The organism is Mycobacterium sp. MMS18-G62 (assembly GCF_053877835.1).
The window spans coordinates 70,198-95,496 of the sequence record NZ_CM132662.1; the positions used below are offsets into that span (position 1 = coordinate 70,198).

The window sequence follows — 25,299 nt, forward strand, 5'->3', positions numbered from 1 at the left end:
GGTCCAGAGTGGTGACGATGCACGGCTGTGGTCATAGCGTGTGAACGGGAGCACACAATGACCGATTTCATGCGCAACACCGACGCGTTCACCTGGGCGATGGAAAGCGATCCACGGCTGAGATCAACCGTGGTGACCGTGATCATGCTCGACCGATCACCGGACTGGGACGAGGTCCGCAAGCGGTTTGACCTGGCCAGTCGCAAGCTGCCGATGTTCCGGCAGCGCGTGGTGCCGTCGCCTGCGCCGGCGCCGCCGCGATGGGAGCAGTGTCCCGATTTCGACCTCGACTTCCACATGCGCCGAGTCACTGCCGCCAAACCCGGCACTCTCGACACCGTGCTGGAGATGGCCCGGCTGGCTCAGATGGAGGACTTCGATCGCGCGCGGCCGTTGTGGAAGGCCACTTTGATCGATGGACTAGCCGACGGCGGAGCTGCCGTGCTGTGCACGTTCCACCACGCGTTGACCGACGGTGTCGGTGGCGTGCAGATCGGGATGACCCTTTTCGACCTCGACGAGCGGCCGCGGCAACGCGGTCCGCTGCCGGCTCAACCGGAAGCCACTGAGCCGTCGTGGCTGAGCGGTTACGGCGACACATTGCGATACGACGTGGACCTCGCGGGCAAAGCGTTCGCCGGCGCGGTCAAGTCGGCACCGAGCTTGCTGTACAACGGGATTCGGCGCCCGATCGAGACCATCAGCTCCGCGACGGCCACCGCGGCTTCGGTTTACCGGACGGTGCGTCCGGTCAACCGCACCGGCTCGCCCCTGATGAAACGCCGTAGCATGGTCCGCCACCTCGGGGTCTACGAGGTGCCGATGTCTGCGTTGCGCGAAGCGGCGCACCGCGGCGGTGGCGCGCTCAACGACGCGTTCGTCGCAGGCGTTGCCGGAGGTCTGCGTCGCTATCACGAAAAGCATGGAACGACCATCGGTGACCTTCACCTGACGATGCCGATCAGCCTGAGGGCCGAATCAGACACCATGGGCGGGAACCGCATCACGCTGATGCGCTTCGATGTGCCCGCGGGCCTTGCCGATCCGGCAGAACGAATCGGCGAGATCCACCGGCGCGCAAGCAATGTGCGTCACGAACGGTCCCTGCCGCATACGCAGTTGATAGCGGGGGTGCTCAACCTGATGCCCCGCTGGTACATCGGCTCGATCCTTCGCCACGTCGACTTCGTCGCCAGCGACGTGCCCGGCATCCCGGTGCCGGTATTCCTCGCGGGTGCACCGGTTCGCGCTCAGTACGCCTTCGGGCCGACGGTCGGCGCGGCGGTCAACATCACGCTTCTCACATACGTCGACGTCTGCGGCTTCGGCATCAACGTCGACACCGGCGCAATCCCAGATTATGAGGTCTTCCACGACTGCCTCGTCGAGGGCTTCGACGAGGTGCTGGCCTTGGCAGCCGATTAACAGTCCGCAGCTATAGGCGAACCGCCGACCACAACGTCACGCACCAGCGGTACCCCCGGCCGGTAGGCCAGGTAGACGTAGGTAGGCGCATCGAGCCGAACGAAGTCGGCCCGCTTGCCCGGGGCCAGCACCCCGACGTCGTCTCGGCGCAGCGCGGCGGCCCCGCCTGCGGTGGCTGACCACAACGCTTCCGCCGGTGTGAAATTCATGTCCCTGACCGCGACGGCGATGCAGAACGGCATGTTGGTGGTGAACGAGCTGCCGGGATTGCAATCGGTTGCCAGGGCGACCGTGACGCCGGCGTCGATCATCCGGCGGGCGTCCGGCCACGGTGCCCGGGTGGAGAACTCCGCCCCGGGCAACAGTGTGGCCACGGTGGAACCGGACACCAGCGCGTCGATGTCGTCGTCGGTCGCATACGTGCAGTGGTCGACCGATGCCGCGCCGAGCTCGACCGCGAGTTGGATGCCGGCGCCCGGCCCGAGCTGGCCTGCATGCACGCGCGCATGCAAGCCCGCAGTGAGCCCTGCCGTCAGCACGACACGCGCCTCGTCGACGTCGAACGCACCTCGATCGCAGAAAACGTCGATCCACCGCGCCAGTGAAGCGCACGCGTCAAGCATCGGGCCTGTCACCAAGTCGATGTAGCCCTGCCGGTCGGAACCGTACTCGGCAGGCACAACATGTGCACCTAAAAACGTTGTCTCCGTGGTGAATCTGCGCGCCACGGCCAGTGAACGCGACTCGTCCTCGACCGTCAGTCCGTAGCCGCTCTTGGTCTCGAACGTCGTCACGCCCGCGCCTCGTAGTTCGCGGGCGAGTCGGTCGACGCCCGCAGCCAACGTCGTGTCGTCGGCGGCGCGGGTCGATGCGACGGTCGTCGCGATTCCGCCCGCCGCGTACGGTTGCCCGCTCATTCGGGCGGCGAATTCGGCCGACCGGTCACCAGCGAACACCAAGTGCGCGTGGCTGTCGACGAATCCGGGGATGACACATGAACCGCCGCAATCGATACGGTCGTCGGCGTCGGGGGCATCACCCGACGGGCCCACCCACGCGATCGTGTTGTCGCTCACCACGATCGCGCCGTCCTCGACGATGCCCAGTGGGCTGCCGTCGCCCTGCGCCGAATCGTTGGTGACGAGCTCGGCGATGCCCGTGTACAGCGTGCTCACGACTTCAGCGCTTCTCGCGGGACGTCCATGAGGTCGGCGATGGCAGACGACAACTCGGCTGCGGTATCGACGCGGACGTGCCGACGGTCCGCCACTACCACCGTGCCGTCAACCACCACATCGGTGACGTCGCCGGCGGATGCTGCGAATACGACGGTCTCTGCGGTGACCTGTCCCCCGGCTGTGCGTACCGAGTTCATGTCAACGGCAACGAAATCCGCGCGTTGGCCTGTCGCGAGTTGTCCCGCGTCGGTCCACCCGAGTGCCCGCTGGCCGTCTCCGGTAGCGGCGTGCAAGAGGCGGGCGGCGTCGATGACACCACGCTCCTGGCTTGCAAGGCGCTCGTCGAGTTCGACGGCCCGTGCCTCCTCGAACATGTCGATCACGGCATGACTGTCCGAACCGAGGCTGAACGATCCGTCGACGAGCGCAGGCGCCGGGCCTATCCCGTCACCAAGATCGCGTTCAGTCGTCGGGCAGAAACACACGCCTGTCGCCGTGGCGTGCAAATCCGCGATGTCCTCGCCCGTCAGGTGCGTTGCGTGCACGGCAGTCGTCCGTGGGCCGAGTGCTCCGGCGTCGCGCAACACCGCCGTCGGTGTGCGTCCGTATACCGCCATGCACTGCTCGATCTCGGCCTTCTGCTCGGATGAGTGGACATGCAGTGGGGTCTGATTGACCGCGGCCCATTCCACCACCGCCGGCATGTCCTCGACTGGCACTCCACGCACCGAATGCAGGGCTGCGCCGATGAGAACCCGTGGGCTCTGGACTTGTTGGCGCAATGCCTCGACGCGCTGGGCCCAGTCCGCTCCGCTGCCGTCACCGAATCGCTGTTGTGCGCCGGCGTGCAGCGGTGTGCCGTCGGGAGCCGAACTGAGATAGCAGGTGTCCAGGAGGGTCAGCCGAACACCCGCATCGGCAGCACCTTCGATCAACGCGTGCCCCATCGCGTTCGGATCGGCATATCTGCGGCCACCAACGTCGTGATGCAGGTAGTGGAACTCACCGACAGAGGTGATTCCGGCCATCGCCATCTCCGCGTACACGGCGCGGGCCAACGCTCGGTAGCGGTCGGGGTCAAGCCGGTTCGCCGCTCGGTACATCAGGTCGCGCCAGGTCCAGAACGATCCTCGGTCGCGTTGCGTGCGCCCTCGCAGTGCGCGATGGAAGGCGTGCGAATGCGCATTGGCCAGTCCCGGTATCACGAGGCCGTCGAGGCGATGCGACGGCGGCTCGAATGCAGTCCCGGACCGAATCGACGTGATCCGCCCGTCCGCCACGGAGATCAGCACGCCGGCCTGGACGGTCTGTCCGCCGAGCCAGGCATGCTCGCACCACCACGTGCTCGTCATGCGGTGGTCCAGTCCGCCATCACGTCGGCGAGTGCCGAGGCGCCGATGTTGCAGTCAGCCATCTCCGCGTGCTCGGCAGGTGAATGCGAAACACCGGTTGGGTTGCGCACGAACAACATTGCGGTAGGTACGCGGGCGGACAGGATGCCGGCGTCGTGCCCTGCGGCGGTGGGTAGCACCGGTATGTCGCCCAGCTTGCCGAGGGCCTTGGTCAACCGTGCACGCGGGCCTTCCGGGAATTCGACGATCGGCGTGATCGATTCGGCGATGACGTCGAGGGTGATGGAATCCGATGTGGCGTGGTTGCGTGCTTCGGCGGTAATGCGCTCGACGAGCGACGTCAGGGTCGCCTCATCGGGCGCGCGGGCATCCAGCCAGGCACGGATCTGCGAGGGAATCGCGTTGGCCCCGTTGGGAGTGACGATCACCTTGCCGAACGTCGCGACCGCGTCGTATGCGGCAGCGGCGGACCTGGCGGAGTGCACCGAGGAGGCGAACGCGAGCATCGGGTCGCGGCGGTCGGCCAGACGCGTCGCTCCGGCGTGATTGGCTTCGCCGCCGAACGTGAACTCCCAGCGGCCGTGTGGCCATATCGACGATGCCACGGCGACCGGAGCGTCGAGCGGGCCGAGAGCACGGCCCTGCTCGACGTGCAGCTCGACGAACACGCCGACGCGTTCAGCCAGCCGATGGTCCTCGCCGAGGTCCTCGGGATTGCGCCCGACACGAACGAGAGCCTCCGCCAACGTGATTCCGTCGTTGTCGCGCAGCCCGCAAGCCCGTTCCGGCGTCAGCGCGCCGGTGGAGAGCTGCGACCCCACGCACGCGACGCCGAAGCGCGCGCCCTCTTCGTCGGAGAACGCGACCACCGCGACCGGAACCTTCGGCACCACACCTCGTTGTCGCAATTCGTCGACCGCCGCGAAGGCCGACACCACGCCGAGGGGTCCGTCGAACGCACCGCCGTCGGGAACGGAATCCAGATGCGAGCCGGTGACGAACGCGTCGCGGGGGTCTCCGCTCCACGACGGTGGCATCCACCACGCCCAGATGTTCCCGTTGCGATCGACTTCCACGTCCATGCCGCGACGATCAGCACAGTCGACAAACCACTCACGCAACGTCAAGTCGGCGTCGGTCCAGGCGAAGCGGCGATAGCCGCCCGAACCGGCGTCGCGTCCGACGTCGAGGATGGTTGGCCACAGCGCGTCGAACGCCGTCACACGTTCTCCTGCATAGGAATACGCACTCCGCGTTCGTGCGCCACCTTCGCGGCATACTCGTATCCCGCATCCACATGGCGGATCACGCCCATACCGGGGTCGTTGACGAGAACACGTGAAAGCTTCTCCGCGGCGAGTTCGGTGCCGTCGGCCACACACACTTGCCCGGCATGGATGGAACGCCCGATGCCGACTCCGCCGCCGTGATGAATGGACACCCACGACGCGCCTGACGCCGTGTTCAGCAGCGCGTTGAGCAGCGGCCAGTCGGCGATCGCGTCCGAGCCGTCCAGCATGGACTCAGTCTCGCGATAGGGCGACGCGACCGACCCAGAATCCAGGTGATCGCGGCCGATCACGACCGGCGCGGACAGTTCGCCGGATGCCACCATCTCGTTGAACTTCAGTCCGGCCCGGTGTCGTTCGCCGTACCCCAGCCAGCAGATGCGCGCGGGCAGGCCTTCGAACGCCACCTTTTCACCGGCCATGGTGATCCATCGGCGCAGGTGCGCATTGTCTCCGAACAACTCCAGAATCGCCCGGTCCGTCGCGGCGATGTCTGCGGGATCTCCCGACAGCGCCGCCCAGCGGAACGGCCCGAGTCCTTCCTCGAACAGCGGACGGATATAGGCGGGAACGAACCCCGGATAGGCGAACGCGCGATCGTAGCCCCCCTTGCGGGCCTCGTCACGGATCGAATTGCCATAGTCGAAGACCTCGGCGCCCCGGTCCATGAACCCGACCATCGCCTTGACGTGACGTGCCATCGACAACTGGGCCTGCTCGGTGAAATAGACGGGATCCTTGTCGGCCATCTTCTTCATGTCGTCGAAATCCACGCCCACCGGCAGGTACGACAGTGGGTCGTGTGCCGAGGTCTGATCGGTGACGATGTCGATCGGGGCATTGCGTTCCAGGAACGCGGGGAAGACCTCTGCGGCGTTGCCGACCAATCCGATCGACAACGGCCGCTTGGCATCCCGGGCTTCGATCGCCAGCTTCAGCGCCTCGTCGATACTGTCGGCCTTGGTATCGAGATAGCGGTGCGCGATACGCCGGTCGATTCGGCTCTCGTCACAGTCGACGCATATCGCAACGCCCTCGTTCATGGTGATCGCGAGCGGCTGAGCCCCACCCATGCCGCCCATTCCCGCGGTCAATGTGATCGTGCCCGCAAGGGTTCCGCCGAAGCGCTTGCGCGCCACTGCGCCAAAGGTTTCGAACGTGCCCTGCAGGATCCCCTGGGTGCCGATGTAGATCCACGAGCCGGCCGTCATCTGGCCGTACATGATCAAACCTTCCGCTTCCAGCTTGCGGAACTCCTCCCAGTTGGCCCAGTCACCAACGAGATTGGAGTTGGCCAGCAGCACCCGCGGTGCCCACACATTCGTGCGGAAGACGCCGACGGGCTTGCCGGACTGCACCAGCATGGTCTCGTCGTCCTCAAGGGACCGCAAGGTGCGGACAATCGCGTCGAACGCCTCCCAGCTGCGCGCAGCCCGCCCGGTGCCGCCGTACACCACGAGATCATCGGGATGTTCGGCGACTTCGGGGTCGAGGTTGTTCATCAGCATCCGCAGAGCGGCTTCCTGTTGCCAACCCTTGCAGGAGATTTCGGTGCCGCGCGCAGCACGGACTGGACGGGGACCGGCGATCGTTGCCATGGTGACGTGAAAATCCTTTGACGAGTAGTGCTTTGAATGGATGTCAGCTCTTGGAGATGCCCGCGTTGGCGAGCCACTTCTTGGCGATGTCGGACAGGTTGGTGCCCTTGGCCGCCTCAGCGTTCATCGAGATGAGGTCATCGGTGGTGAGCTTGGCCGACACCGCGTCAAGTGTCTTGGTGATCGTGTCGTTCTGTTTGCCCGACTTGATCAACGGAGCCACGTTTTCCGCGGCGAACAACGACTTGTCATCCTCAAGCGCAACAAGGTTGTTCGCCACGAGACCGGGGTCGGTGCTGAAGATGTCTCCGGCCTGGATCTGACCATTGGTCAGCGCCGTCATCGTCAGGGTGCCGCCTGCGTCGAGGCTGACGAAGTCCTTGAAGTTGAGACCGTATACGTCGCGCAGGCCGACCACGCCCTGCTGGCGGGTCTTCCATTCCGGTGGTCCACCGAGAACGAGCTCGCCGGCGACCGGCTTCAGGTCGGAAACCGTCTTCAGCTTGTACTTGTCGGCCGTGGCCTTGGTCACCGCCACCACGTCCTTGTCCTCTGCAGCAGACGGCGTCAGCATCGAGATCCCGGACGGCAGCTTGCCCTTGAGTTCGGTCGTCACCGCGTCGGAGGTCGCAGCGGTCGACTTCGGATCGAGGTAACTCAGCAGCGCGCCGGTGTACTCCGGGACCAGATCGATCGAGCCGTCCTTGAGAGCCGCCATGTAGACCTCGCGGCTGCCGATGTTGAACTGTTCTTTGACGCTGACACCAGCGGACTGCAAGGCCTGCGAATAGATGCTGGCGATCAACTGGCTTTCGGTGAAGTCGGCAGAACCCACAATGACTTGCGAACCCTGCGATCCGCTGTTGTTATCGCCGCCCGACAGCGGGTTACCACCACCGCCGCCGCACGCGGAAAGCGCGAGAACTGCGGTGGCGGCCAGTATGGACAGTCGGGATAGGAGCGTGCGTTTCTTCATCTTCTTTCTCCTGATGTGGTGGGCAGCAATGCTTGATGCCGGACGGCACCTAGGTCGTGGCCGGCTCGAGGACGGCGGTAGCGAGTGGGGAGCTTTCCTTCGTCGCCGTGCGCCGCAGACCGGGCGACACGATGACGCGGCCCAGCCAGGCGAAGCTGAACTCGAGGACGATGGCGAGGATCGCGACGAGGATTGCACCGCCTGCCATTTCGGCGAAGTTCGCCTGCGCCCTGCCGTCGAGGATGAATCTGCCAAGGCCCTGCAGGCCGAGGTACGCGGCGATGGTGGCCGTCGAAACGATCTGCAGTGTGGAAGCCCGAACGCCGGAGATCATCAGCGGCAACGCACACGGGAGCTGTACGCGCAGCAGGATTTGACGCTTGGTGAAGCCCATTCCCCGAGCGGCGCCGACGGCGTCGGGGTCGGCGGTCTGGATGCCGGCGTACGTACCGGTGAGGATCGGTGGAACAGCAAGCAGGACAAGCACGATGACTGTTGGCAGAACATACACGAGCTTGCCGGTGACCACCGGCGAGATGATGAGGAAGAGCAGCACGAGCAGGCCCAGGGACGGGAGCGCGCGCAGCGCGTTCGCGAGCCCGGCGACCAACGCTTCGCCGCGTCCGGTGTAGCCGATCAGAATCCCCAGCGGCACGGCGATGACCAAGGCGACCAGAAGCGCGATGGCGGAGTAGAAGAGGTGATACCCGACCTGGGCCGGTATGCCTCCCGAGCCCGACCAGTTCGACGGGTCGCTGAACCAATCGATGATGTTCACGACGTAACCGTCCTTTGCCGCCATGGGGTCAACAGCCTGTTCGCCAAGATGATCAGGCCGTCGAAGATGACCGCGAGCACCACGCACAGCACGATGCCGGTAACGAGGGGGACGTAGAGCCGAAGCTGAAATCCCTGCGTGAACAGCGAACCGAGCTGCGGGATGCCGAGCAGGGCCGCCATGGTGACGATGCTGACGTTGGAGACCACCGCGACCCGCAGCCCAGCCGCGATGACGGGCACCGCGACGGGAAGTTCGACCAGCAGCAGCCGCTGCCAGCTGCGATAGCCCATGGCCTCCGCTGCGGCGACGGTGTCGTGTGGGACCGAGCTCAGCCCGTCGGCGACAACACGCACCAGAAGGGCCAACGTGTAAAGCGTCAGCGCCACAACGATGTTGATCGGATCGAGGATCTTCGTCCCGAGTATGACCGGCAGAATGATGAACAGCGCCAGTGACGGGATCGTGTACAGCAGTCCTGCGGTTCCGACAATTGCGGCCTGGCCGCGCTTGGATCGATGAGCCCACCAGCCGAGTGGCAGAGCGAGAATGAGACCAACGATCGTCGGTGCCAGGGTCAGCCAGGCATGGCTGATCGTCAGCGAGACGATGCGGTCGATGTTGGACGAGATCCAGTTCATGCTGCCGACCGCGCTTCCTTGGCCCGCCTGATCGCGTCGATTACGTCGTGGTCGGTCGCCGTGCCGAGCAGCGCGCCCGCCTCGTCGGTGACCACACAGCGGCCGCTCGGGCTGGACAGCGCCGAGTTCAGCAGGTCGCGCAGCGGGTCGCCCCGAGTCGCCGAAGTGGCACAGAGGTTGACGTCGCTGTCCTGCACGTAGTCGCCGCGCACACTCTCGGTGTCCACCCATCCGAGTGGTGCCCGGTTACCGTCGACCACCAGGATCCATCGTCCCTGGACCGGCGGGATCGTCGATACTGCTTGTCCCACAGTGATGGTCGGCTCGTCGTTGAACTTCAGCAGCTCATCGGAGTTGTGGAACCCGAGCGCCCGGTAACCGCGTGCCGATCCGACGAAGTCGGCGACGAACGCATCGCTCGGCGAGGCCAGCAGCTCGGCGGGTGATGCCGCCTGCGCCAGAGTTCCGCCTTGGCGAAGGACCACGACCTGATCGCCGAGCTTCAGTGCTTCGTCGATGTCGTGGGTCACCATGACGATGGTCTTGGAGATGTCGGCCTGCAGGCGCAGAAATTCGTCCTGCAACTGACTGCGCACGATGGGGTCGACGGCGCTGAACGGCTCGTCCATCAGCAGGAAAGGTGGATCCGTCGCCAAGGCGCGCGCCACGCCGACCCGCTGCTGTTGCCCGCCGGACAGCTGCCACGGATAGCGCTTGGCGAACTTCGCGTCCAGTCCGACCCGCTCCAGGAGTTCCATTGCCGCCGAACGGGTTTCCTTCTTTCCGCCGCCTAGCAGCCGTGGCAGTGCGGCCACATTGTCGACGACCGTGCGATGAGGAAACAGGCCGGCGTTCTGGATGACGTAGCCGATTCTGCGGCGCAGCGCCACCCGATCGAGGGTCTGGGTATCGACTCCGTCGAGTGTGATGGTGCCCGACGTCGGCTCGATCAGCCGGTTGATCATGCGCATCGAGGTCGTCTTGCCGCATCCGGACGGACCGACCAGCGTGGTGATCTTGCCGTTCGGCGCGACGATCGTCAGCTTGTCGACCGCGACAGTGCCGTCGGGATAGACCTTTGAGACGTTGTCGAAGGTGATCATGATTGTCCTTCTGGCAGGCGGGATTTCGGCCGACTAAGTCCGGCGGACAGAGAGTCCGCCGCCAAGACGAGCATCCGGCCGTATTCGGCCGCTTGGGATGGGCTGAGCCGATAGCTCGGAACCACCAGACTCAGGGCAGCGACGATTCGCGCCTCCGAATGGACCGGGGACGCGATCGCGGTGACATCGGCCTCGACGCCGCGCTCGACGATCACGAAACCTTCGTCGGGCACAGAGCCGCGCAGCGCGTGACCCGCCGCGGAGATGTCGAGAGGCACGGTGCGGCCGACCCAGCTGGCGTGGCGGACCGAGTGGGTGCCCTCGACGATGCTGATGTACAGGGCGGTCCCCGCATGTCCCTCGACACTTAGATACGCGGACTCACCCGTCTCGGCGACCAGCTTCTCCATCACCGGTTTCGCGAAGTCGATCAGCGACTCGTTGGACAGCGCATATGCGCCGAGCTGGATGAGGCGACTGCCGGGGCGGTACATACCGCCGTCCACTTCCTTGCTGACGAACCCGGTGCTCTCCAGCGTGCGCAGTAGCCGAAGCGCCGTGCTCGGGGCGAGGTCACACTCTCGTGCACTGTCCGCGAGATTCGCCGCGCCCCGGTCGCAGATGGTGGCGAGCAGGGCGAGGGCGCGCTCCACGGTCCGCGTGGCCGGTTCGGCCATCGTGACCTCCTCTCACCGCCACGAAATCTACGAGGGCTTTGTTGCGAGCGATCTACCCTTGATTTCTGCTAGGTAAAATTTGAATTCCATCTAGCGGCAATGTGTCGTTTCGGTGATGATAGGTCTCGTCGCGCGTCTGCGATAGGGACCGAGGAGAATTCCATGCTTGTACTTAGCGGATCCGCGAGTATCGCCGACGTCGTAGCGCTCGCGGACCGTCGCGAGCAGGTCTCGGTTTCGCCGCGGGTCCTCGAGGCCGTCGACCGGGCGCACCGGGTCGCCGCGGATCTGAGCACCCGGTTCCCGATATATGGACGAACGACGGGCGTGGGCGCGAATCGCATGACGTCCGTGTCGCCGACCGACACCGAATACGGCATGCGGCTGCTGCGCAGCCACGCCGTCGACGCCGGGGATCCCCTCGACGAGCGAACAGTGCGCGCGATGCTCGCGGTGCGCCTCATCCAACTGTGCGTGCCCGGGGCGGGACTCGATCCCCGGATCTTGGCCGGGCTGGAGGCGATGCTCAATGACGATGTCCTGCCCGAGCTTCGGCAATACGCGTCAATCGGGACTGGAGACCTTGCGCCACTCGCCGGGACGGCGTTGACACTGATCGGAGAGCGCCCCGCATCCAAGCCGTTGACGCCGATGGAACCGTGGGGTGCCGACAGCGCGTTGCCCTTCATGAGCAGCAGCGCGCTGACGGTTGGACGCGGTTGCCTTGCGCTGGATGAACTTTCGCGACTAGAGCTCGCGTCGAGCGTGATCTACGCACTGAGTTTCCTCGCGCTCGACGGGAATCCCGAAGCGCTGTCATCGGTGGCGGCGCAGGCGTCGGCGGCGCCCTATGTCGACACCATTGCGGGCCGCCTGCGCTCGCTTCTGGCGACCAACACACGACCCGCGCGCATCCAGGACCCGTACGGATTGCGGGTGTATCCGATAGCCCAGGCGACCGTGTTGGCGTCGTTGCATTCGCTGGAGGCGCAACTCGAGCGGACGCTCAATGCCGCGCAGGAAAACCCGCTATTCGATATCGAGAACGATACCGTGGTCCACCATGGCGCCTTCTATCAAGCGTCCTTGTCACTGGAATTGGACGGCGCCACTCTGGCGCTCGCGCTTACCGCGCCGATCGCGCACTCGCGGATCCGGATGCTCAACGACCCGGAAACCAACGGCGGCAACGCATTCTTGGCCGCCGAAGCGGACGGGTCGTCCGGGCTGATGATGATTGAATACGTCGCCGCAGGGGCGATCGCCGAGATTCGTAACGCCGCGCAGCCCGCCTCGGCCGGCACGCTCGTGCTGTCGAGGGGCGCAGAGGAGGATGCCACCTTCGCCTCCCAGGGCGTGCAGCAACTCGAGCGCTCGATCGCCGCCTATCGGGTGTTGCACTGCTGCGAACTTGTTGGTGCAGTGCGGCTTTTACGCCAGCGCGGCCTTGATGACCGATTCAGCGGCGTCGTGGGCGATGCACTCGCGCTCGCCGACGTTCTGCCCCGCGACACCGAGGACCGCGACCTGCGGGGGGACATCGAGTTGGCGGAGTCGATCCTGGACGGCATCGGTCGACTGGTTCCCGTCGACAGTCGGCCGTAAGCCGAATGTCACGCGAGAGGACCGGTTACCGACTCCGCCGCGGCCACGAGCTTTCCGTCGCGGGCGAGTTCGACGACGGCCTCGATTTCGGGGGCGAGATGCCGGTCGGCGCCCGGTCCGGGGACCCGAGCGCGCACGGCAGAGATGACCGCACCCGTGGCCGCTGACGGCGCCAGCGGCGCGCGCATGTCGATTCCTCTTGCTGCGGTGAGGATTTCGATCGCAAGGACCCGCGTAAGCCCGTCAATCGCCTTTCGCAGTTTGCGCGCGGCGGACCAGCCCATGGAGACGTGGTCCTCCTGCATCGCCGATGAGGGAATCGAATCGACGCTGGCGGGGTTCGCCAGTCGTTTGAGATCGGAGACGATCGCCGCCTGCGTGTACTGCGCGATCATGTGGCCACTGTCGACGCCGGGATCGTCGGCGAGGAACGGGTTGAGCCCATGGCTCCTCGCGGGATCGAGGAAGCGGTCGGTACGTCGTTCGCTGATGCTGGCGAGGTCGGCGACGACGATGGCGAGAAAATCCAGGACATAGGCGATGGGCGCACCGTGGAAATTGCCGTTCGATTCGACGTTTCCATCAAGGGTGATGACGGGGTTGTCGATGATGCTGGCAAGTTCCTGGTTTGCGACATTGCGGGCGTGTGCCACCGTGTCTCGCGCGGCACCGGCGACCTGGGGTGCACACCGCAGCGAATACGCGTCCTGGACCAGGGTGCATTCCGGCCCGGAGTGGCTCGCCACGATCGGTGAGCCCACGAGGATCCGCGTCATGTTCGCCGCCGCGACGGCCTGCCCCGGCTGGGGCCGTAGTGCCTGCAGATGCGGCGCGAACACGCGGTCGGTGCCGAGAAGACCTTCGACGCTCATCGCCGCCGCGACGTCGGCGAGCACCAGAAGCCGGTCGAGGTCGGTCAACGCCAGAACCAGCTGGCCCAGCATGCCGTCGGTGCCGTTGATGAGGGCGAGACCCTCTTTCTCGGCAAGCACGATCGGTTCGAGGCCGACCTCACGCAAAGCGTCTGACGTTTGCGCCAACGCGCCCTCGGCGGTGCGGATCTGTCCCTCCCCCATGATTGCGAGCGCAACATGCGCAAGCGGCGCAAGGTCTCCGGAACAGCCAAGGCTGCCGAATTCGTAGACGACGGGCGTGAGCCCCGCCGAGAGCAATCCGGCATACGCCTGCGCGACTTCAGCTCGCACCCCGGTGCGGCCCGTCGCCAGTGTCGACAGCCTCAACAGCATCATCGCGCGGACGACTTCGCGTTCGACTTCTGGCCCCGAGCCCGCCGCGTGCGATCGGATAAGGCTGCGCTGCAGGTGAGTTCGCAGATCGTGCGGGATGTGGCGGTTTGCTAGAGCACCGAAGCCGGTCGAAACGCCGTACACCGGAGTCGAGATGTTGGCCAGGGCTTCGATGTGATCACGACTCGTCGTGATCACGGCGAGCGCCTCGGGGGCGGTAACGACCGCAGCGTCGTGTCGCGCCACGCGGACGACGTCGTCGAAAGTGACCGGTCCGATACCGACAACAACTGGAGCCATTCGACGATTGTCCACCGTCCTCACCGGCTGGCCTTAGCCCGCTGGGCGGATCAGGTCGCCAGCTATCTCGCCGATCAGCACGCTCGGCGCGTGGGTGTGCCCGCGGATGATCGTGGGCATTACCGACGCGTCGGCGACGCGCAACCCCTCGACACCGCGCACCCGCAGCTGCGGGTCGACCACGCTGGCGTCGTCGCTACCCATCCGGCAGGTGCCCGCCGGGTGATAAAGGGTGTGCGACAACGAGTTCAGCGCTCTTTCGAGCGTCTCGTCATCGAGGACCGTCGCTCCGAGCGGCCGCGCGACCTTGCCGATCACGTCCTTCAACGCGGGCGACTGCGCGATTGTTGCGCACATGCGCAGGCCCGCCATCAACGCCGCCCGGTCCGCGCCTTCGTCGTCGGTGAGGTATTGCGGGTCGATGACCGGCTTGTCCGTGGGGTCGGGCGACCGCAGCGTGATCGTGCCGCGGCTGTGTGGTTTGAGAAGGATCGGCCCCATCACCACGGCGTGGCGGTCGTAAGGGTCGCCGATGCCCTCCTCGAAATACGGTGCGGGAGCGAAGACCAGCTCCAGGTCGGGCAGCTCGAGATCCGGCCTGCTCTTGACGAACCCGTAGGCCTCACCGACGTTCGAGGTGAGCATGCCGCGCCTGCGCACCAGGTAATTGATCAACTGCACCGGCTTCTCGGCGGTGAACAGGGTGTCGTTCGGCACGTCGAAGCCGAGCGGAACGACCAAGTGGTCAAGCAGATTGGTCCCGACGTCAGGGGCGTCGGCCACCACGTCGATGCCATGCTCACTGAGCTGATCGCGGTCACCGATGCCCGAGAGCATCAGCAGTTGCGGACTGTTGATGGCGCCGCTGCACAGAACGACTTCGCGACGCGCTGTGACCACCTGCCGAGCGCTGGCCCTGTCGAATTCGACGCCGGTTGCGCGCTTTCCGTCGAACAGGACACGCGTCACGGCGGCCTCGGTGAGCAACGTCAAGTTGGTGCGCCGCAACGCCGGTTTGAGATACGCGTCGGCAGTGCTCCACCGCGCACCTCTGCGTTGGGTGACGCGGGTTTCGATGAACCCGTCGTGTCCGCATTCTTCAACGGCGGAGAGCCACGCGGCGGTTGACGAGCGGGGGCTGCGCTGTCGCGAAAGCACCAGCGGCCCGCTTTCGATGCGGTCGAAGTAGGGTTCGACGTTCGCGTAGCTCCACTGCTCGCCGGCATGCTCGGCCCACTCGTCGTAGTCGGCGGGGAAACCTCGCACCCACATCATCGCGTTCATCGACGACGATCCGCCGAGCACTTTTCCACGCGGCCAATAGATTTCGCGGCCGTCGAGTTGCTTCTGCGGTTCGGTCAGGTAGTTCCAGTCCATGTCGCTGCGGAACAGCTTGGCGAAGCCTGCGGGGATGTGGATGAACTTGTCCTTGTCCCGCGGGCCCGCCTCCAAGACCACGACCTGCACGGACGGATCCGCGCTGAGCCGGTTCGCCACGACCGATCCGGCCGAGCCCGTTCCTACGACGATGTAGTCGGCGTCCACGTAGCGGAGTCTAGGAGCCTGGCACGCGGTACACGGTCAATTCGTCCGCCGTAAGATTCTGGTCATTTCGTTGGGCCGCTCGAGAGCGGAGAAGTGGCCGGTGTCGGGCAGCGTGATGCGCTCGACTTCGGCCAGCAGACGTGCGACGTGCTCGCGCTCGGCAGGCCGTGACCAGTCCTGCTCGCTGTAGACCAGCGTCACGGGCACCGATACGTCCCGATAGCGTTCGCGTGCCTGCTGGAACCCTTTCAGGCTTCGGTAGACGGCCCTCGCTACTCGCGCATATCCCTTGCGGCGACCGCCGCGCCGCAGCTCGGCGATGAAGTCGCCGGGCAGCGCGGTCTTGTCGACGACGCCGCCGCGCATCACACCCTTCATGATCAGCGTGTTCTCCATCATCGCGAACACCGGCCCGAGGACCGGCGTGCGAACGCTGCCGATGATGAAGCGGGCGAACAAGTTGCCGCGCTCAAGGCCGCTCGGATAGTCGTAGCTGTTGAAAGCGACGACGCGGCTGACCCGATCCTTGAGGTCGATGGACGCCTGCAACGCCAGCGCGCCGCCGAGCGATTCCCCGGCCAGGGTGACGTCGTGCAGATCGAGTCCGGTGACGAACTCGACCACGGCGGCGCGCAAGTCCGGCTCCTCGTAGCGGGCGCCGGGCACGATGTCCGACCACCCCATGCCGGGGAGGTCGAGTGCGTAGACGGTGTATGCGTCCCACAGCTGCGGGATGACGCGGTGGAAATAGTCGAGCTGGGTGCGGATGGTGTGCATCAGAACCAGCGCGGGCCCGCTGCCTGCCGTGAGGTAGCGCAGGCGGGAACCATCGGATCGGGTGAAGTACTGGACGGAGCCGTGGCCTTCGGTCCAGGTGTCGGTGTAGCTCATGCGCACACCGCCTCAGGCTGGGCCGCAACGGCATTGACAGTTTGGGATGCCCGGGCGGGCAGCATGATCGCCACCGCGATCGCCGCCGCCAGCGCGATCCCGGCGCAGACCAGTGACCCGATCTGCATGCCGTCGAGGAATGCGGCGTTCACGGCCGCGCGGACGTCGGGAACGACCGATTGCGGTAATTGGCCGATGACGGCTTGCGCGGCGGCCATCGACCGATCCATGGTGGCGCGAACCTGTTCGGGCAGCCCGGATACGGCCGCGTTGGCACCGAGCCGACCGGTGTAGATGGACGCGAAAACGCTGCCGACGATCGCGACGCCAAGGGTGCCGCCGAGTTCACGGGTGGTGTCGTTGACGGCCGAACCGACGCCGGCCTTGTCTGCGGACAGCGAGCCCATGATCGATTCGGTGGCAGGGGCTGTCGTCAGGCCGAGTCCACCACCGAGAAGCACCATCTGCAAGGCGATTTGGAGATAGGGCGAGTTGGCGTCGGCGGTGGAGGCCCATGCCAGCCCGGCCGCGAAGATGGCAAGACCCGCGACGACCACCGCGGTGGTGCCGATCCGTTCCACGATCCGCGGGCCGACGATGCTGGCGACGGCGATCGAGATCGCGACCGGCAAGAGCCGCACGCCCGTCTCAAATGCGCTGTAGCCCTTGATGAACTGGAAATACTGGGTGATGACGAAGATGAAACCGAACAAGGTCAGGAAGCCCGCGGTGACGGCGAGGCTGCCACCGGAGAACCGGCGGTTGAGGAACACCGAAACGTCCAGCATCGGGTGCTCACTGTGGTGCTCCCACCATGCGAAGACGGCGAGGACGACGATCGCGAGCGCGAAGCCCGTTGCGGTGCGTGCGCTGGCCCATCCCCAGTTGGGCGCTTCGATGACCGTGTAGACGAGCGCGGTGATGCCGATGGATGACAGGACAAGGCCGGGCACGTCGACCGGCGGTGCGGCGGGGTCTCGTGACGTCGGCACGAACAGCGCTCCACCGATGATGGCTACGACTGCGACGGGCACGTTGACCATGAAGACCGAACCCCACGAGAAGTGTTCGAGCAGCCAGCCGCCGGTGATCGGGCCGGCGGCGACGCCCACGCCGACCATCGCGGCCCACAGGCCGATGGCCTTGGCCCGCTTCACGGGGTCGGCGAAGATATTGGTGATCAAGGAAAGCGTGGTCGGGAAGATGACCGCGGCGCCGACACCCATCGCGGCGCGGGCGGCGACCAGTGCTTCGGCCGAGCCGACCTGGGCTGCGACGGCGGACGTCACCGCGAATAGGGCGAGGCCGGAGCTGAGCCAGCCGCGGCGGCCGTAGCGGTCGGACAGGCTGCCTGCCGACAGCATTAGGCCCGCCATGACCAGGGTGTAGGCGTCCACGATCCACTGCAGCTGTGCGGTGTCCGCGTCGAGTTGTTTCGACAGTGTGGGCAGGGCGACGTTGACGATGGTGGCGTCGACGCTGATGACGAAGACGCTCAGGCAGATGAAGGCGAGCGCGGCGATCGGGTGATCTTTGAAAACTGGAGTTCGGTTACTCATGGACATGACCGTAAACCTTTCAGACAAGTTTTTCAAGTGATATGACTAGATACTAGTCTAAGTGGTAGAGTTATTCCCGTGCCAAGGAGCTATCAGCAGAACTGCCCCATCGCCAAAGGCCTCGACGTGCTCGGTGAGCGATGGACACTGCTGGTCTTGCGAGAACTCATCGGCGGTCCCCGTCGATACGGTGACCTGCGCGCACAGCTGCCCGGTATCGCCACCAACCTGCTGGCCGATCGCCTTCGAGAGCTCGAGGAGGTGGGTCTGGTCGATCGCGAGGAGCTCCCGCCACCGGTTGCCCGCACTGTCTACACCTTGAGTGAGACGGGGTGGCGAAAGGTGCTGCCGGTGGTGAAGGCGATCGCGACTTTCGGTCTGGACATGGTGGTGCCGGACGAAAGCGCACTGACTCCGCTGAACGGATTCCTCGCGGGCATTCTCTTGGCTTTCGAGCCCTCGGTGGCCGGTCACTTGAAGGCGTCGTATCGCGTCGAAATCGACGACCGCCGTTTCGAATTCGCGGTCGACGGTGGTGGGCTGACGGCCGTGAAAGGTGCGCCCGGGGTTACGGTGACCGCGACGGCTGCCGACTTGATCACCGCCCGGATGGGAGCGACGGCCGCGGAACGCAAGGCCGCGCTGCGGCGGGTGAAGTTCCACGGCGACGAGGACGCGGTGGATGCGATGCGAACGGCTTTTGCGCTAAGCGGCGACCCCGGCCTGCTCACCGCTTAATGCGCGAGCAGACGCAAAATGCCCCAATTCCTCGGCGTGTTGGGGCCTTTTGCGTCTGTTCAGCCGGCCAACTCAGCGCGGTCCAAGTGGTAGAAGATCCGTGCTACAAGATCAAGAGGTCTTTTACGCACGTCGTCGACGACGATTGGTATGACGCTGTAGCCGCATTCCTGCAGTCGTGCAGTCTTGATGCGGTCGTGCTTCAGCGCCTCAGGGCCGGCATGCCAGTCCATGCTTTCGTATTCCGCCACAACCATTGCCTCCGGCCAAGCGAAATCGACTCGCCATAGATCTCCGCAGCGGTCCAGGACCTGGTACTGGAGTGTAGGCAATGGCACTCCACCGTCGATAAACACCAACCGCGCTTCGCTTTCCATCGGCGACTCAGCGCGACCATCTGCGAACTGCATGAGTTCTCGCACCTTGACAATTCCGCGTCTCCCCTTTTGTTCGTGGATCGCCGCATTGAGCTCAACAGAGGTGCACAGTCCCGAATGCAGCGCCGCATCGAGCGTCGCAAGTGCACGAGGGCGACGGAGCGTGCGCGCGATTTCCACTGCCGTCCACGCTGGTGCGGTCGCGAGCCGGCGTTCGATCCGCCGCAACGGTGCTCCCACTCGTTGGTGCACCATCAAGCCGGACGTTGGTCGCATGCGAACGCCGGGGTCCAGGATGTGAATCCGGTCGTCGTTCTCGGTATCGAAGCCGTACAGTTGCGCGGCCGTGGCCATGCACGCGACGATCGCCTTGCCGGACAACAGATCCAGACCCGCCAGCCGATCAACCGTGCCAGGCGGATGTAATGCATAGATGCCGTGCCAGACCCTGACGATCGCCCCTGAATTCATATGGGCAGCAAGTGTCTTGCGCGACATCACGGAGAGCACCTGTTCCCTGGTGGCTAGGCCGCTGCCTGAAAAGAAGAGTTCGTCGATGAACACGGTTCCAAGACTGAAGGCGGCGACGTGGTCCCGAGGGACCCAAACAATCAATCTGTGGATAAGTCAGCGACTGTGCATTGCCCAGCAGACGCAAAGGCCTCCGACACGCCGAGAAAATGGAGCAATTTGCGTCTGCTCGCGCAGGGAGGGTGACTCAATTCGACCAGTCGAATTCGTAGTAGATCCAGTTCGTGTCGGTGAAGTCGAGGCGGACACCTTCGGCTTCGACCTGGAACGTCCCGATACCGCACTCACCCTTCTTCCAGATGAACCCGTCCGGCAGGACGATCTGTGCCTGGTGAGGCTCACCGGTGACCGGATTCTTGAAGGTGTCACCGGTGGCGCGGCCGAAGCCCTCGGCCGTCATCGTCGCCGTCACGCCGGCCCCCTCGAAACTGATCGGCGCCTTCACAAGCCCGGCGACCTCAAAGGTCGTGCCGAGTATTCCCCACGGGTCGCCGCCGAGCTGGCCGGTGTAGATCTGTGACAGGCAGCCGACCTGCTCGTCGGTGGTCTCCGGCGCGACGATGAAGACCGCCTTGCCGTTGCCGTCGTGAATCGCCTTCGGCCAGTCGATGACCGCGATCGCCTTGACCCCCGACAGGTCGACGTCACCGCAGGATCCTTCGAGGATGTGGTTGCCCACCATCGCCCTGCAGCTTCCGTCCGGCGACGTCGGAAACCCGTGGAAATTGCACCCACAACCGGGCGCACAGTTGCAGAACTCGTATCCGCGACCCTTGAGGTGATATTGCGTGCGTTGTTCGGTCGTTGTCATGGCGTGCCTTCCGATTAGACGAGACGGGTAACGAATGCTGGGTTGACGACGAGCACGACACCCAGAACCAGCAGCACGACCCCTGTCACCCGGGCGAGCTGTTCACCGAACGGCGCATCCTTCTCCAGCAGGATCAGCACCGCGAAAATCACCATCCACACCAATTGCATTGCGCCAAAAGCAATTAGGAGTGCCATCAACATCCAGCAGCAGCCGACGCAGTACACGCCGTGGCGACCGCCGGCGACGAACGCTCCAGTTGGACGGTCAAGGTTCTTGCCGTGGCGAAGGAAGAACGACATCGGCGACCGGCAATGCCGCAGGCACACCGACTTCAGCGGCGTGAGTTGATACAGGCCCGCGCCGATAGCCACGGCACCCGCAACTCGCCCCGCCCACGGGCTGCCCTCCATGAGCGGCCCGTTGAGCCGCCGCCACGCGAAGTACGCAGGGATGCCCACGAGCGCCCACAGCACGATGTATCCGCCGACGAACACTGCCACAGGTGCGACGTGTCCCCTGGCGGCTGCCCGCGAGTACAACCGGACCACCGGCACCACCGCCGGGAACATCATCGCGGCCATCATCGCCACCCACGCGACCAGAAACGCGACGAACGACACGGCCGGCTGCGGCTGCATCGACATGCCGTCGCCCATCCCGCCGCTGCCCATGTCTCCGGCACTGACTGCCGACCACCACCAGCCGACCCCCGCCAGAATGAGCAGCGCGACCGGCAGCCAGATGTCGCTTCTGGCTGCTACCCCACGGACTTCGCTCGCACCCACGCCGGCCCCCACCGCTTGGTCCCTTGACCAACTATGGCACCGTCAGCGCGCCAAGTCTGCGGATTTGCCAGCGCTACGCGGTCAGTTCGATGTGGTGGCCGCCGACGCTGGCGTAGCGCTCCGGGCTGCACGTCAGCACGATGACCTGGCCATCACCACCCACCGCGTTGAAGACGGCGCCCATCCTGGTCAGCCGGTCGGGGTCGGTGAAGCCCAAGGCATCGTCGATGATCACCGGGACGCTGTCTTCCTTGGCGACCAATGCCGCGCTCGCCAGCCGCGCGACGATGCCCATCTGCTCCTTGGCGCCACCGGACAGTGATTCGTAGGGGACCGTGCGCCCCGACAGCGTGCGGCTGCAAATGCGGAGGTCGCTGTCGATCTCGACTTCGAAGCTCTCGCCGAACACGATGCGGCCCAACCGCTCGACCTGACTGCGGAACGGGTCGACGTACCGACGGCGGGTGGCATCGCGGTGGCGCGTCATCACCGAGCGCAGCAGCTGAGCCGCACGGGCGCGACGGTGCACTCGCAGGTACTCGGCCTCGGCGCGCTCGCGTTCGGTTTCGGCGACGTCGAGCCGACCCTTGCGGCCTTCCGTGCCATAGACCTTCAACTGCGTCGTCACCTCGCGCAGCGCCTCGGCTGCTTCGTCGTGGCGGTCTTGAAGCGAGTCGGCACGGCGGATGGCATTGTCGAGCGTGGCAGCGACGGTCTCCGGTGCGGTGCCTGCCAATTCGGCGCCCAGCTCCGCGACGAGTCCTGTTGCGCGCCGCGCCTCTTCGCCATCGGCCTCCGCCTTGACCGCCAGTCCATCGTCGCTGACGGATTCCCGCTGCAGAGTCAATCTCTCACGCGCAACGGACAATTCGGTCTGTGCGGCTGTCAGCTTCTCTTGCAGCACGTTCGCGCGCGTCGACCGCTCCCCCAGCCGCTTCGCCGCAGCTTCGGCCACCTTGCGATGGGTTTCGCAGTCCGCCATCGCCTGCTTGTGCGCCGCCACCGCGGCGTTGAGCTCGTTACGCGCGGCATGCGGGTCCGCAGCGTCCCACAGCCCGGCTTCGCCGGGTATGCGCGCCTGCAATGCGGCTAGCCGCGTGCGCAGCTCGTCCGCGGCGTCGTCGCCGGTGAGCGCCTCAAATGTGGCGTGCGTCTTCGCACGGGCCGTGACCAACTCGCGCCGGCGCTGGTCGACAACGCGCGCGGCATTGACGTCCTCGACGCCTGCCTTCGCCAAGGCGGTGCCCAAAACCTCTTGAGCCGCTTCGAGTTTCGCCTGCATATCCGACGCAGGCGTTCCCGGCACGACACGTGCGGTCAAGACGCCAGGCAGCTCGATCTCGGTCGGCGCGCTGACGCCCGACGACCACGAGGCGCCCGCATCGAGGGTGACCGGCTCACCGTCGACGCGAAACTCGACGTCGCCGATCGCCGCGATCTCGACGTGGGCCGACGCAAGCTCGACCTGCCCGGCCGCACGTTCAACTGCGGCCGCGGCGGCCTCGATCACGCGCATGCCCTCGTCGGTCAGCGTGATGCCGGCGAGTTCGCGGTCCGTCCGTTCGAGGTCGCGCTGGGCGGTATCGATCTTGGCCAGACGAGCGGCCAACCGGTCGGCCTCCTCGCGAACGGACAGCTGCTCGACGGCGTCGCGCGCGGCGTCGACGCGGGCCTGCGAAGCTTCGACCGCAGCGCGCGCTCCTTCGGCGGCGTCCTCGGCCGCCTCCTGAACCTCCGCGGCGGTCGCAAGCTCTTCGGCGGCCTCGGCGGCTTGGCTTTCGAGTTGGGTGATCGCGGCGCTGCGCTCGTCGATGTCGGCTCGCAGCCGACGCCGTTCGGTGAGCGCGGCCACCGATGCGGCGTGCGTTGCATCGGCCGCTGCGGCGACCACTTCGGCCTGCTTGAGTTGCTGGGTCAGCGCGGCGACGGCTTCGGCGGCGTCGCGTGCGGCGGTGAGCCGTTTCGCCGCCTCGGCGCACTCGCCGGCGAGCCTGGCGATGTCCTCGGTGAGCAAGGTGTGCCGACGCACCGCGTCGTCGACCTCGGCGACCGCGGCCGCGCACCGGGCGACTTCCTCGTCGGCGGCACGCAGGCGGCTGCTCGCGGCCGCCCATTCACCGGTCGGACGGCCGGTGGGTGTGAAGTAGCGCAGATACTCGGCCTCGATGCGGTCGATCAACAACGCGTCCGTAGCGCCGGACCCGGTGCCAGAATATCCGGCGCCCGACAGCTGCACCGCCTCGCCGGCCGCCACGTCGAGAGCGCGCGACAGCGCATCGCTTCCGGACAGGTCCACTTCGTCGACGGACGCCGCCTGCAGAACGCGTTGAGCCTGCCACAGGTCCATGTCGACGGTCTCGTCCAGCATCGCGAGCACCCGCTCGTGCGCCTCGTCGCCGGTGAGCTGCTCGCGGCGCGGGGCCAGTACCGTCAGCTGCGTCTCCGCGCGCTTGTGGAATCGCTTGCGATAGACGAATCGATAAGGGCCCGTTGAGATTTCGGCCGTGATCTCGGCGCCGACGTCGGCGTGTGTCGGCTTGACCTGCTTGACTTCCTTCTTGCCCGAGCGGTCCTTGGCAGCCAGCAGCAGGTCGAGTGCCTCGATCATCGACGACTTGCCGATCTCGTTGGCGCCGCTGACCACGACCACGCCGCGGTCGGGAAATTCGATCTCGCGGTGGGTGATTCCGCGGTAGTTCGTCAGGGCCAGGCGATGCAGCTTCACGCCACACCCCTGTCGACGAGACGCAGCAGCAGCGCCAGCGCCGCGCGGGCGTCGTCGGCGTCGTCACCTTCGGACCGAGCCGTGGCGACCAATTCATCGACCGCGGAGGCCGCGAAGCCGCCGATGCCCAAATCGTCGAATTCACCGTCGGCGGGGATCACCGCGATGTCGGTCCGCTTGTCCCACGGCACGAGCGCGGCGAACAGCCGGGCGTATTTGTCCAGGCAGGCGTCCAGCGTGGCCTTGTTCGTCACCGTCAACGACCCGCTCAGCCCCAGCCGGACCACCGTGCGTTCCTTGTCGGGCATCAGGTCGAGGTTGATGTCGAGGTCGGCCACGTCGCGGCTGTTGTCCACCGAGCGGTGCAGGCTGATGAACCGCCACGTGCCGACACGCCGAGAGTCGACATGCACCGGCCGCGCCGGATCCTTGTCATCGACGTCGACGATCAGCACGTGTCCCGGATCCGGTTCGATGTCGTCGTAATTGGTGACCTCCGGCGACCCCGAATACCAGACCCTGCCGGTGGAGCCGACCTGCATACGAGAGTGCTTGTCGCCCAACGCAACATAGTGCACGGCGCCGCGGTCGATCGCGGCCTCGAGTGACGCCAGCCGGATCAGCGAGGGCCTGTCCTTATCGGGAACGAGAATGTCGACCGCACCGTGGCCGACGACAATGCGGGTGGTGCCGTCCGCGGGCAGATCGTCGAGCACGTCGGCAATCAGGTCGCTAGTCGGCGCTTTTGATCGCCACGGCGCGGCGACGATCTGCAGGCCCGGCCGCACCTGGTGTACACCGGCACGGTCGAGAACCGTGACGTTCTCCGGGCATTCGGTGGTGAACAGCGCGCTGGTGTACACCGACGACGCGTCGAGTGGGTCATGGTTGCCGGGCAGCAGGTAGACCGGAATGCCGATGGCGCGCATGGCTTCCAGTGACTGACTGACGACACGGGGAGCCAGCTGGTTGTCCTCGAAGACGTCGCCCGCAACGACGACGAACTCGGCGCCGGCTTCTTGAGCCAAGGTTCCCAAGGAGGCGACGACGTCGCGGCGCGCGGCCGAATACCGTGGCTGCGCCTCACCGTTCAGGAAGTAACGGGTCATACCGAGCTGCCAGTCGGCGGTGTGCACGAATCGCATCTCGGCCCATCCCTTCTACT

The 25,299-nt window shown here is 65.8% G+C and carries 21 protein-coding genes; 3 read left to right on the forward strand and 18 right to left on the reverse strand.

The window, feature by feature from the left end:
* Window positions 1-57: 57 nt before the first annotated feature.
* Window positions 58-1,425 carry a wax ester/triacylglycerol synthase domain-containing protein gene (locus ACWW36_RS00370; protein ID WP_456139649.1) on the forward strand — a complete coding sequence of 456 codons (1,368 nt, stop codon included), beginning with the start codon at window positions 58-60 and terminating at the stop codon, window positions 1,423-1,425.
* Here ACWW36_RS00370 and hutI read toward each other — a convergent pair.
* From hutI to ACWW36_RS00415, 9 genes are read right to left on the reverse strand one after another with little or no spacing between them, the layout of a single operon-like run.
* Window positions 1,422-2,600: an imidazolonepropionase gene (hutI, locus tag ACWW36_RS00375; RefSeq protein ID WP_456139650.1), complete on the reverse strand. Its 1,179-nt coding sequence runs from the start codon at window positions 2,598-2,600 to the stop codon at window positions 1,422-1,424. The genes ACWW36_RS00370 and hutI overlap by 4 nt on opposite strands.
* Window positions 2,597-3,955: a formimidoylglutamate deiminase gene (locus ACWW36_RS00380; protein WP_456139651.1), complete on the reverse strand. Its 1,359-nt coding sequence runs from the start codon at window positions 3,953-3,955 to the stop codon at window positions 2,597-2,599. Before ACWW36_RS00380 ends, hutI begins: the two co-directional genes overlap by 4 nt.
* Window positions 3,952-5,178 (reverse strand): allantoate amidohydrolase, encoded by a 1,227-nt coding sequence (locus ACWW36_RS00385; RefSeq protein ID WP_456139652.1) that lies wholly within the window; start codon window positions 5,176-5,178, stop codon window positions 3,952-3,954. Before ACWW36_RS00385 ends, ACWW36_RS00380 begins: the two co-directional genes overlap by 4 nt.
* Window positions 5,175-6,842: a urocanate hydratase gene (gene hutU, locus ACWW36_RS00390; protein ID WP_456139653.1), complete on the reverse strand. Its 1,668-nt coding sequence runs from the start codon at window positions 6,840-6,842 to the stop codon at window positions 5,175-5,177. The genes ACWW36_RS00385 and hutU overlap by 4 nt, the downstream gene beginning before the upstream one ends.
* A gap of 43 nt (window positions 6,843-6,885) precedes the next feature.
* Window positions 6,886-7,818 carry an ABC transporter substrate-binding protein gene (locus ACWW36_RS00395; RefSeq protein ID WP_456139654.1) on the reverse strand — a complete coding sequence of 311 codons (933 nt, stop codon included), beginning with the start codon at window positions 7,816-7,818 and terminating at the stop codon, window positions 6,886-6,888.
* Between the two features lie 49 nt (window positions 7,819-7,867).
* A complete protein-coding gene (locus ACWW36_RS00400) occupies window positions 7,868-8,620 on the reverse strand; it encodes an ABC transporter permease (protein ID WP_456139655.1) in 753 nt (250 codons plus the stop codon).
* Window positions 8,593-9,237, reverse strand: coding sequence for an ABC transporter permease (locus ACWW36_RS00405; protein WP_456139656.1), 645 nt, complete (start codon window positions 9,235-9,237; stop codon window positions 8,593-8,595). The genes ACWW36_RS00400 and ACWW36_RS00405 overlap by 28 nt, the downstream gene beginning before the upstream one ends.
* Entirely contained in the window at window positions 9,234-10,340 is a 1,107-nt protein-coding gene (locus ACWW36_RS00410; RefSeq protein WP_456139657.1) for an ABC transporter ATP-binding protein, read from the reverse strand. The genes ACWW36_RS00405 and ACWW36_RS00410 overlap by 4 nt, the downstream gene beginning before the upstream one ends.
* A complete protein-coding gene (locus ACWW36_RS00415) occupies window positions 10,337-11,017 on the reverse strand; it encodes an IclR family transcriptional regulator (protein WP_456139658.1) in 681 nt (226 codons plus the stop codon). The genes ACWW36_RS00410 and ACWW36_RS00415 overlap by 4 nt, the downstream gene beginning before the upstream one ends.
* Window positions 11,018-11,179: 162 nt before the next feature.
* Between ACWW36_RS00415 and ACWW36_RS00420 the strand changes: the two genes are divergently transcribed.
* Window positions 11,180-12,622 (forward strand): aromatic amino acid lyase, encoded by a 1,443-nt coding sequence (locus tag ACWW36_RS00420; RefSeq protein ID WP_456139659.1) that lies wholly within the window; start codon window positions 11,180-11,182, stop codon window positions 12,620-12,622.
* Window positions 12,623-12,630: 8 nt separating this feature from the next.
* On the opposite strand, the gene hutH is transcribed toward ACWW36_RS00420, so the two are convergent.
* Genes hutH through ACWW36_RS00440 form a run of 4 tightly spaced genes read right to left on the reverse strand, consistent with a single transcriptional unit; the run spans window position 12,631 to window position 18,164 of the window.
* Window positions 12,631-14,169, reverse strand: coding sequence for a histidine ammonia-lyase (gene hutH / locus ACWW36_RS00425; protein WP_456139660.1), 1,539 nt, complete (start codon window positions 14,167-14,169; stop codon window positions 12,631-12,633).
* A 33-nt stretch (window positions 14,170-14,202) separates the two neighbouring features.
* A complete protein-coding gene (locus tag ACWW36_RS00430) occupies window positions 14,203-15,714 on the reverse strand; it encodes a GMC family oxidoreductase (protein WP_456139661.1) in 1,512 nt (503 codons plus the stop codon).
* A gap of 36 nt (window positions 15,715-15,750) precedes the next feature.
* The gene (locus ACWW36_RS00435; RefSeq protein ID WP_456139662.1) at window positions 15,751-16,605 is read right to left on the reverse strand and encodes an alpha/beta fold hydrolase; all 855 of its coding nucleotides are present in this window, start codon (window positions 16,603-16,605) and stop codon (window positions 15,751-15,753) included.
* Window positions 16,602-18,164 carry an MFS transporter gene (locus tag ACWW36_RS00440; RefSeq protein ID WP_456139663.1) on the reverse strand — a complete coding sequence of 521 codons (1,563 nt, stop codon included), beginning with the start codon at window positions 18,162-18,164 and terminating at the stop codon, window positions 16,602-16,604. The genes ACWW36_RS00435 and ACWW36_RS00440 overlap by 4 nt, the downstream gene beginning before the upstream one ends.
* Window positions 18,165-18,242: 78 nt before the next feature.
* Between ACWW36_RS00440 and ACWW36_RS00445 the strand changes: the two genes are divergently transcribed.
* Entirely contained in the window at window positions 18,243-18,902 is a 660-nt protein-coding gene (locus ACWW36_RS00445; RefSeq protein WP_456139664.1) for a winged helix-turn-helix transcriptional regulator, read from the forward strand.
* Between the two features lie 59 nt (window positions 18,903-18,961).
* Here ACWW36_RS00445 and ACWW36_RS00450 read toward each other — a convergent pair whose 3' ends face one another.
* From ACWW36_RS00450 to ACWW36_RS00470, 5 genes are all read right to left on the reverse strand, one after another.
* Complete coding sequence (locus ACWW36_RS00450) at window positions 18,962-19,777, reverse strand: hypothetical protein (protein ID WP_456142313.1); 816 nt, start codon at window positions 19,775-19,777, stop codon at window positions 18,962-18,964.
* A 220-nt stretch (window positions 19,778-19,997) separates the two neighbouring features.
* Window positions 19,998-20,621 carry a DUF1326 domain-containing protein gene (locus tag ACWW36_RS00455; RefSeq protein ID WP_456139665.1) on the reverse strand — a complete coding sequence of 208 codons (624 nt, stop codon included), beginning with the start codon at window positions 20,619-20,621 and terminating at the stop codon, window positions 19,998-20,000.
* A gap of 14 nt (window positions 20,622-20,635) precedes the next feature.
* The gene (locus tag ACWW36_RS00460; RefSeq protein ID WP_456139666.1) at window positions 20,636-21,409 is read right to left on the reverse strand and encodes a DUF2182 domain-containing protein; all 774 of its coding nucleotides are present in this window, start codon (window positions 21,407-21,409) and stop codon (window positions 20,636-20,638) included.
* Window positions 21,410-21,482: 73 nt separating this feature from the next.
* The gene (locus ACWW36_RS00465; RefSeq protein ID WP_456139667.1) at window positions 21,483-24,134 is read right to left on the reverse strand and encodes an AAA family ATPase; all 2,652 of its coding nucleotides are present in this window, start codon (window positions 24,132-24,134) and stop codon (window positions 21,483-21,485) included.
* Window positions 24,131-25,279, reverse strand: coding sequence for a metallophosphoesterase family protein (locus ACWW36_RS00470; RefSeq protein WP_456139668.1), 1,149 nt, complete (start codon window positions 25,277-25,279; stop codon window positions 24,131-24,133). The genes ACWW36_RS00465 and ACWW36_RS00470 overlap by 4 nt, the downstream gene beginning before the upstream one ends.
* Between the last annotated feature and the right edge of the window lie 20 nt (window positions 25,280-25,299).

Bases quoted from the DNA above. Each gene is read 5' to 3' on its own strand.
- ACWW36_RS00400 (WP_456139655.1), bottom strand. From the start codon at position 8,620: ATGGCGGCAAAGGACGGTTACGTCGTGAACATCATCGATTGGTTCAGC.
- ACWW36_RS00370 (WP_456139649.1), top strand. From the start codon at position 58: ATGACCGATTTCATGCGCAACACCGACGCGTTCACCTGGGCGATGGAA.
- ACWW36_RS00470 (WP_456139668.1), bottom strand. From the start codon at position 25,279: ATGCGATTCGTGCACACCGCCGACTGGCAGCTCGGTATGACCCGTTAC.
- ACWW36_RS00395 (WP_456139654.1), bottom strand. From the start codon at position 7,818: ATGAAGAAACGCACGCTCCTATCCCGACTGTCCATACTGGCCGCCACC.
- ACWW36_RS00450 (WP_456142313.1), bottom strand. From the start codon at position 19,777: ATGTCGCGCAAGACACTTGCTGCCCATATGAATTCAGGGGCGATCGTC.
- ACWW36_RS00410 (WP_456139657.1), bottom strand. From the start codon at position 10,340: ATGATCACCTTCGACAACGTCTCAAAGGTCTATCCCGACGGCACTGTC.
- hutH (WP_456139660.1), bottom strand. From the start codon at position 14,169: ATGGCTCCAGTTGTTGTCGGTATCGGACCGGTCACTTTCGACGACGTC.
- ACWW36_RS00455 (WP_456139665.1), bottom strand. From the start codon at position 20,621: ATGACAACGACCGAACAACGCACGCAATATCACCTCAAGGGTCGCGGA.
- ACWW36_RS00380 (WP_456139651.1), bottom strand. From the start codon at position 3,955: ATGACGAGCACGTGGTGGTGCGAGCATGCCTGGCTCGGCGGACAGACC.
- ACWW36_RS00435 (WP_456139662.1), bottom strand. From the start codon at position 16,605: ATGAGCTACACCGACACCTGGACCGAAGGCCACGGCTCCGTCCAGTAC.
- hutU (WP_456139653.1), bottom strand. From the start codon at position 6,842: ATGGCAACGATCGCCGGTCCCCGTCCAGTCCGTGCTGCGCGCGGCACC.
- ACWW36_RS00405 (WP_456139656.1), bottom strand. From the start codon at position 9,237: ATGAACTGGATCTCGTCCAACATCGACCGCATCGTCTCGCTGACGATC.
- ACWW36_RS00420 (WP_456139659.1), top strand. From the start codon at position 11,180: ATGCTTGTACTTAGCGGATCCGCGAGTATCGCCGACGTCGTAGCGCTC.
- ACWW36_RS00440 (WP_456139663.1), bottom strand. From the start codon at position 18,164: ATGAGTAACCGAACTCCAGTTTTCAAAGATCACCCGATCGCCGCGCTC.
- ACWW36_RS00415 (WP_456139658.1), bottom strand. From the start codon at position 11,017: ATGGCCGAACCGGCCACGCGGACCGTGGAGCGCGCCCTCGCCCTGCTC.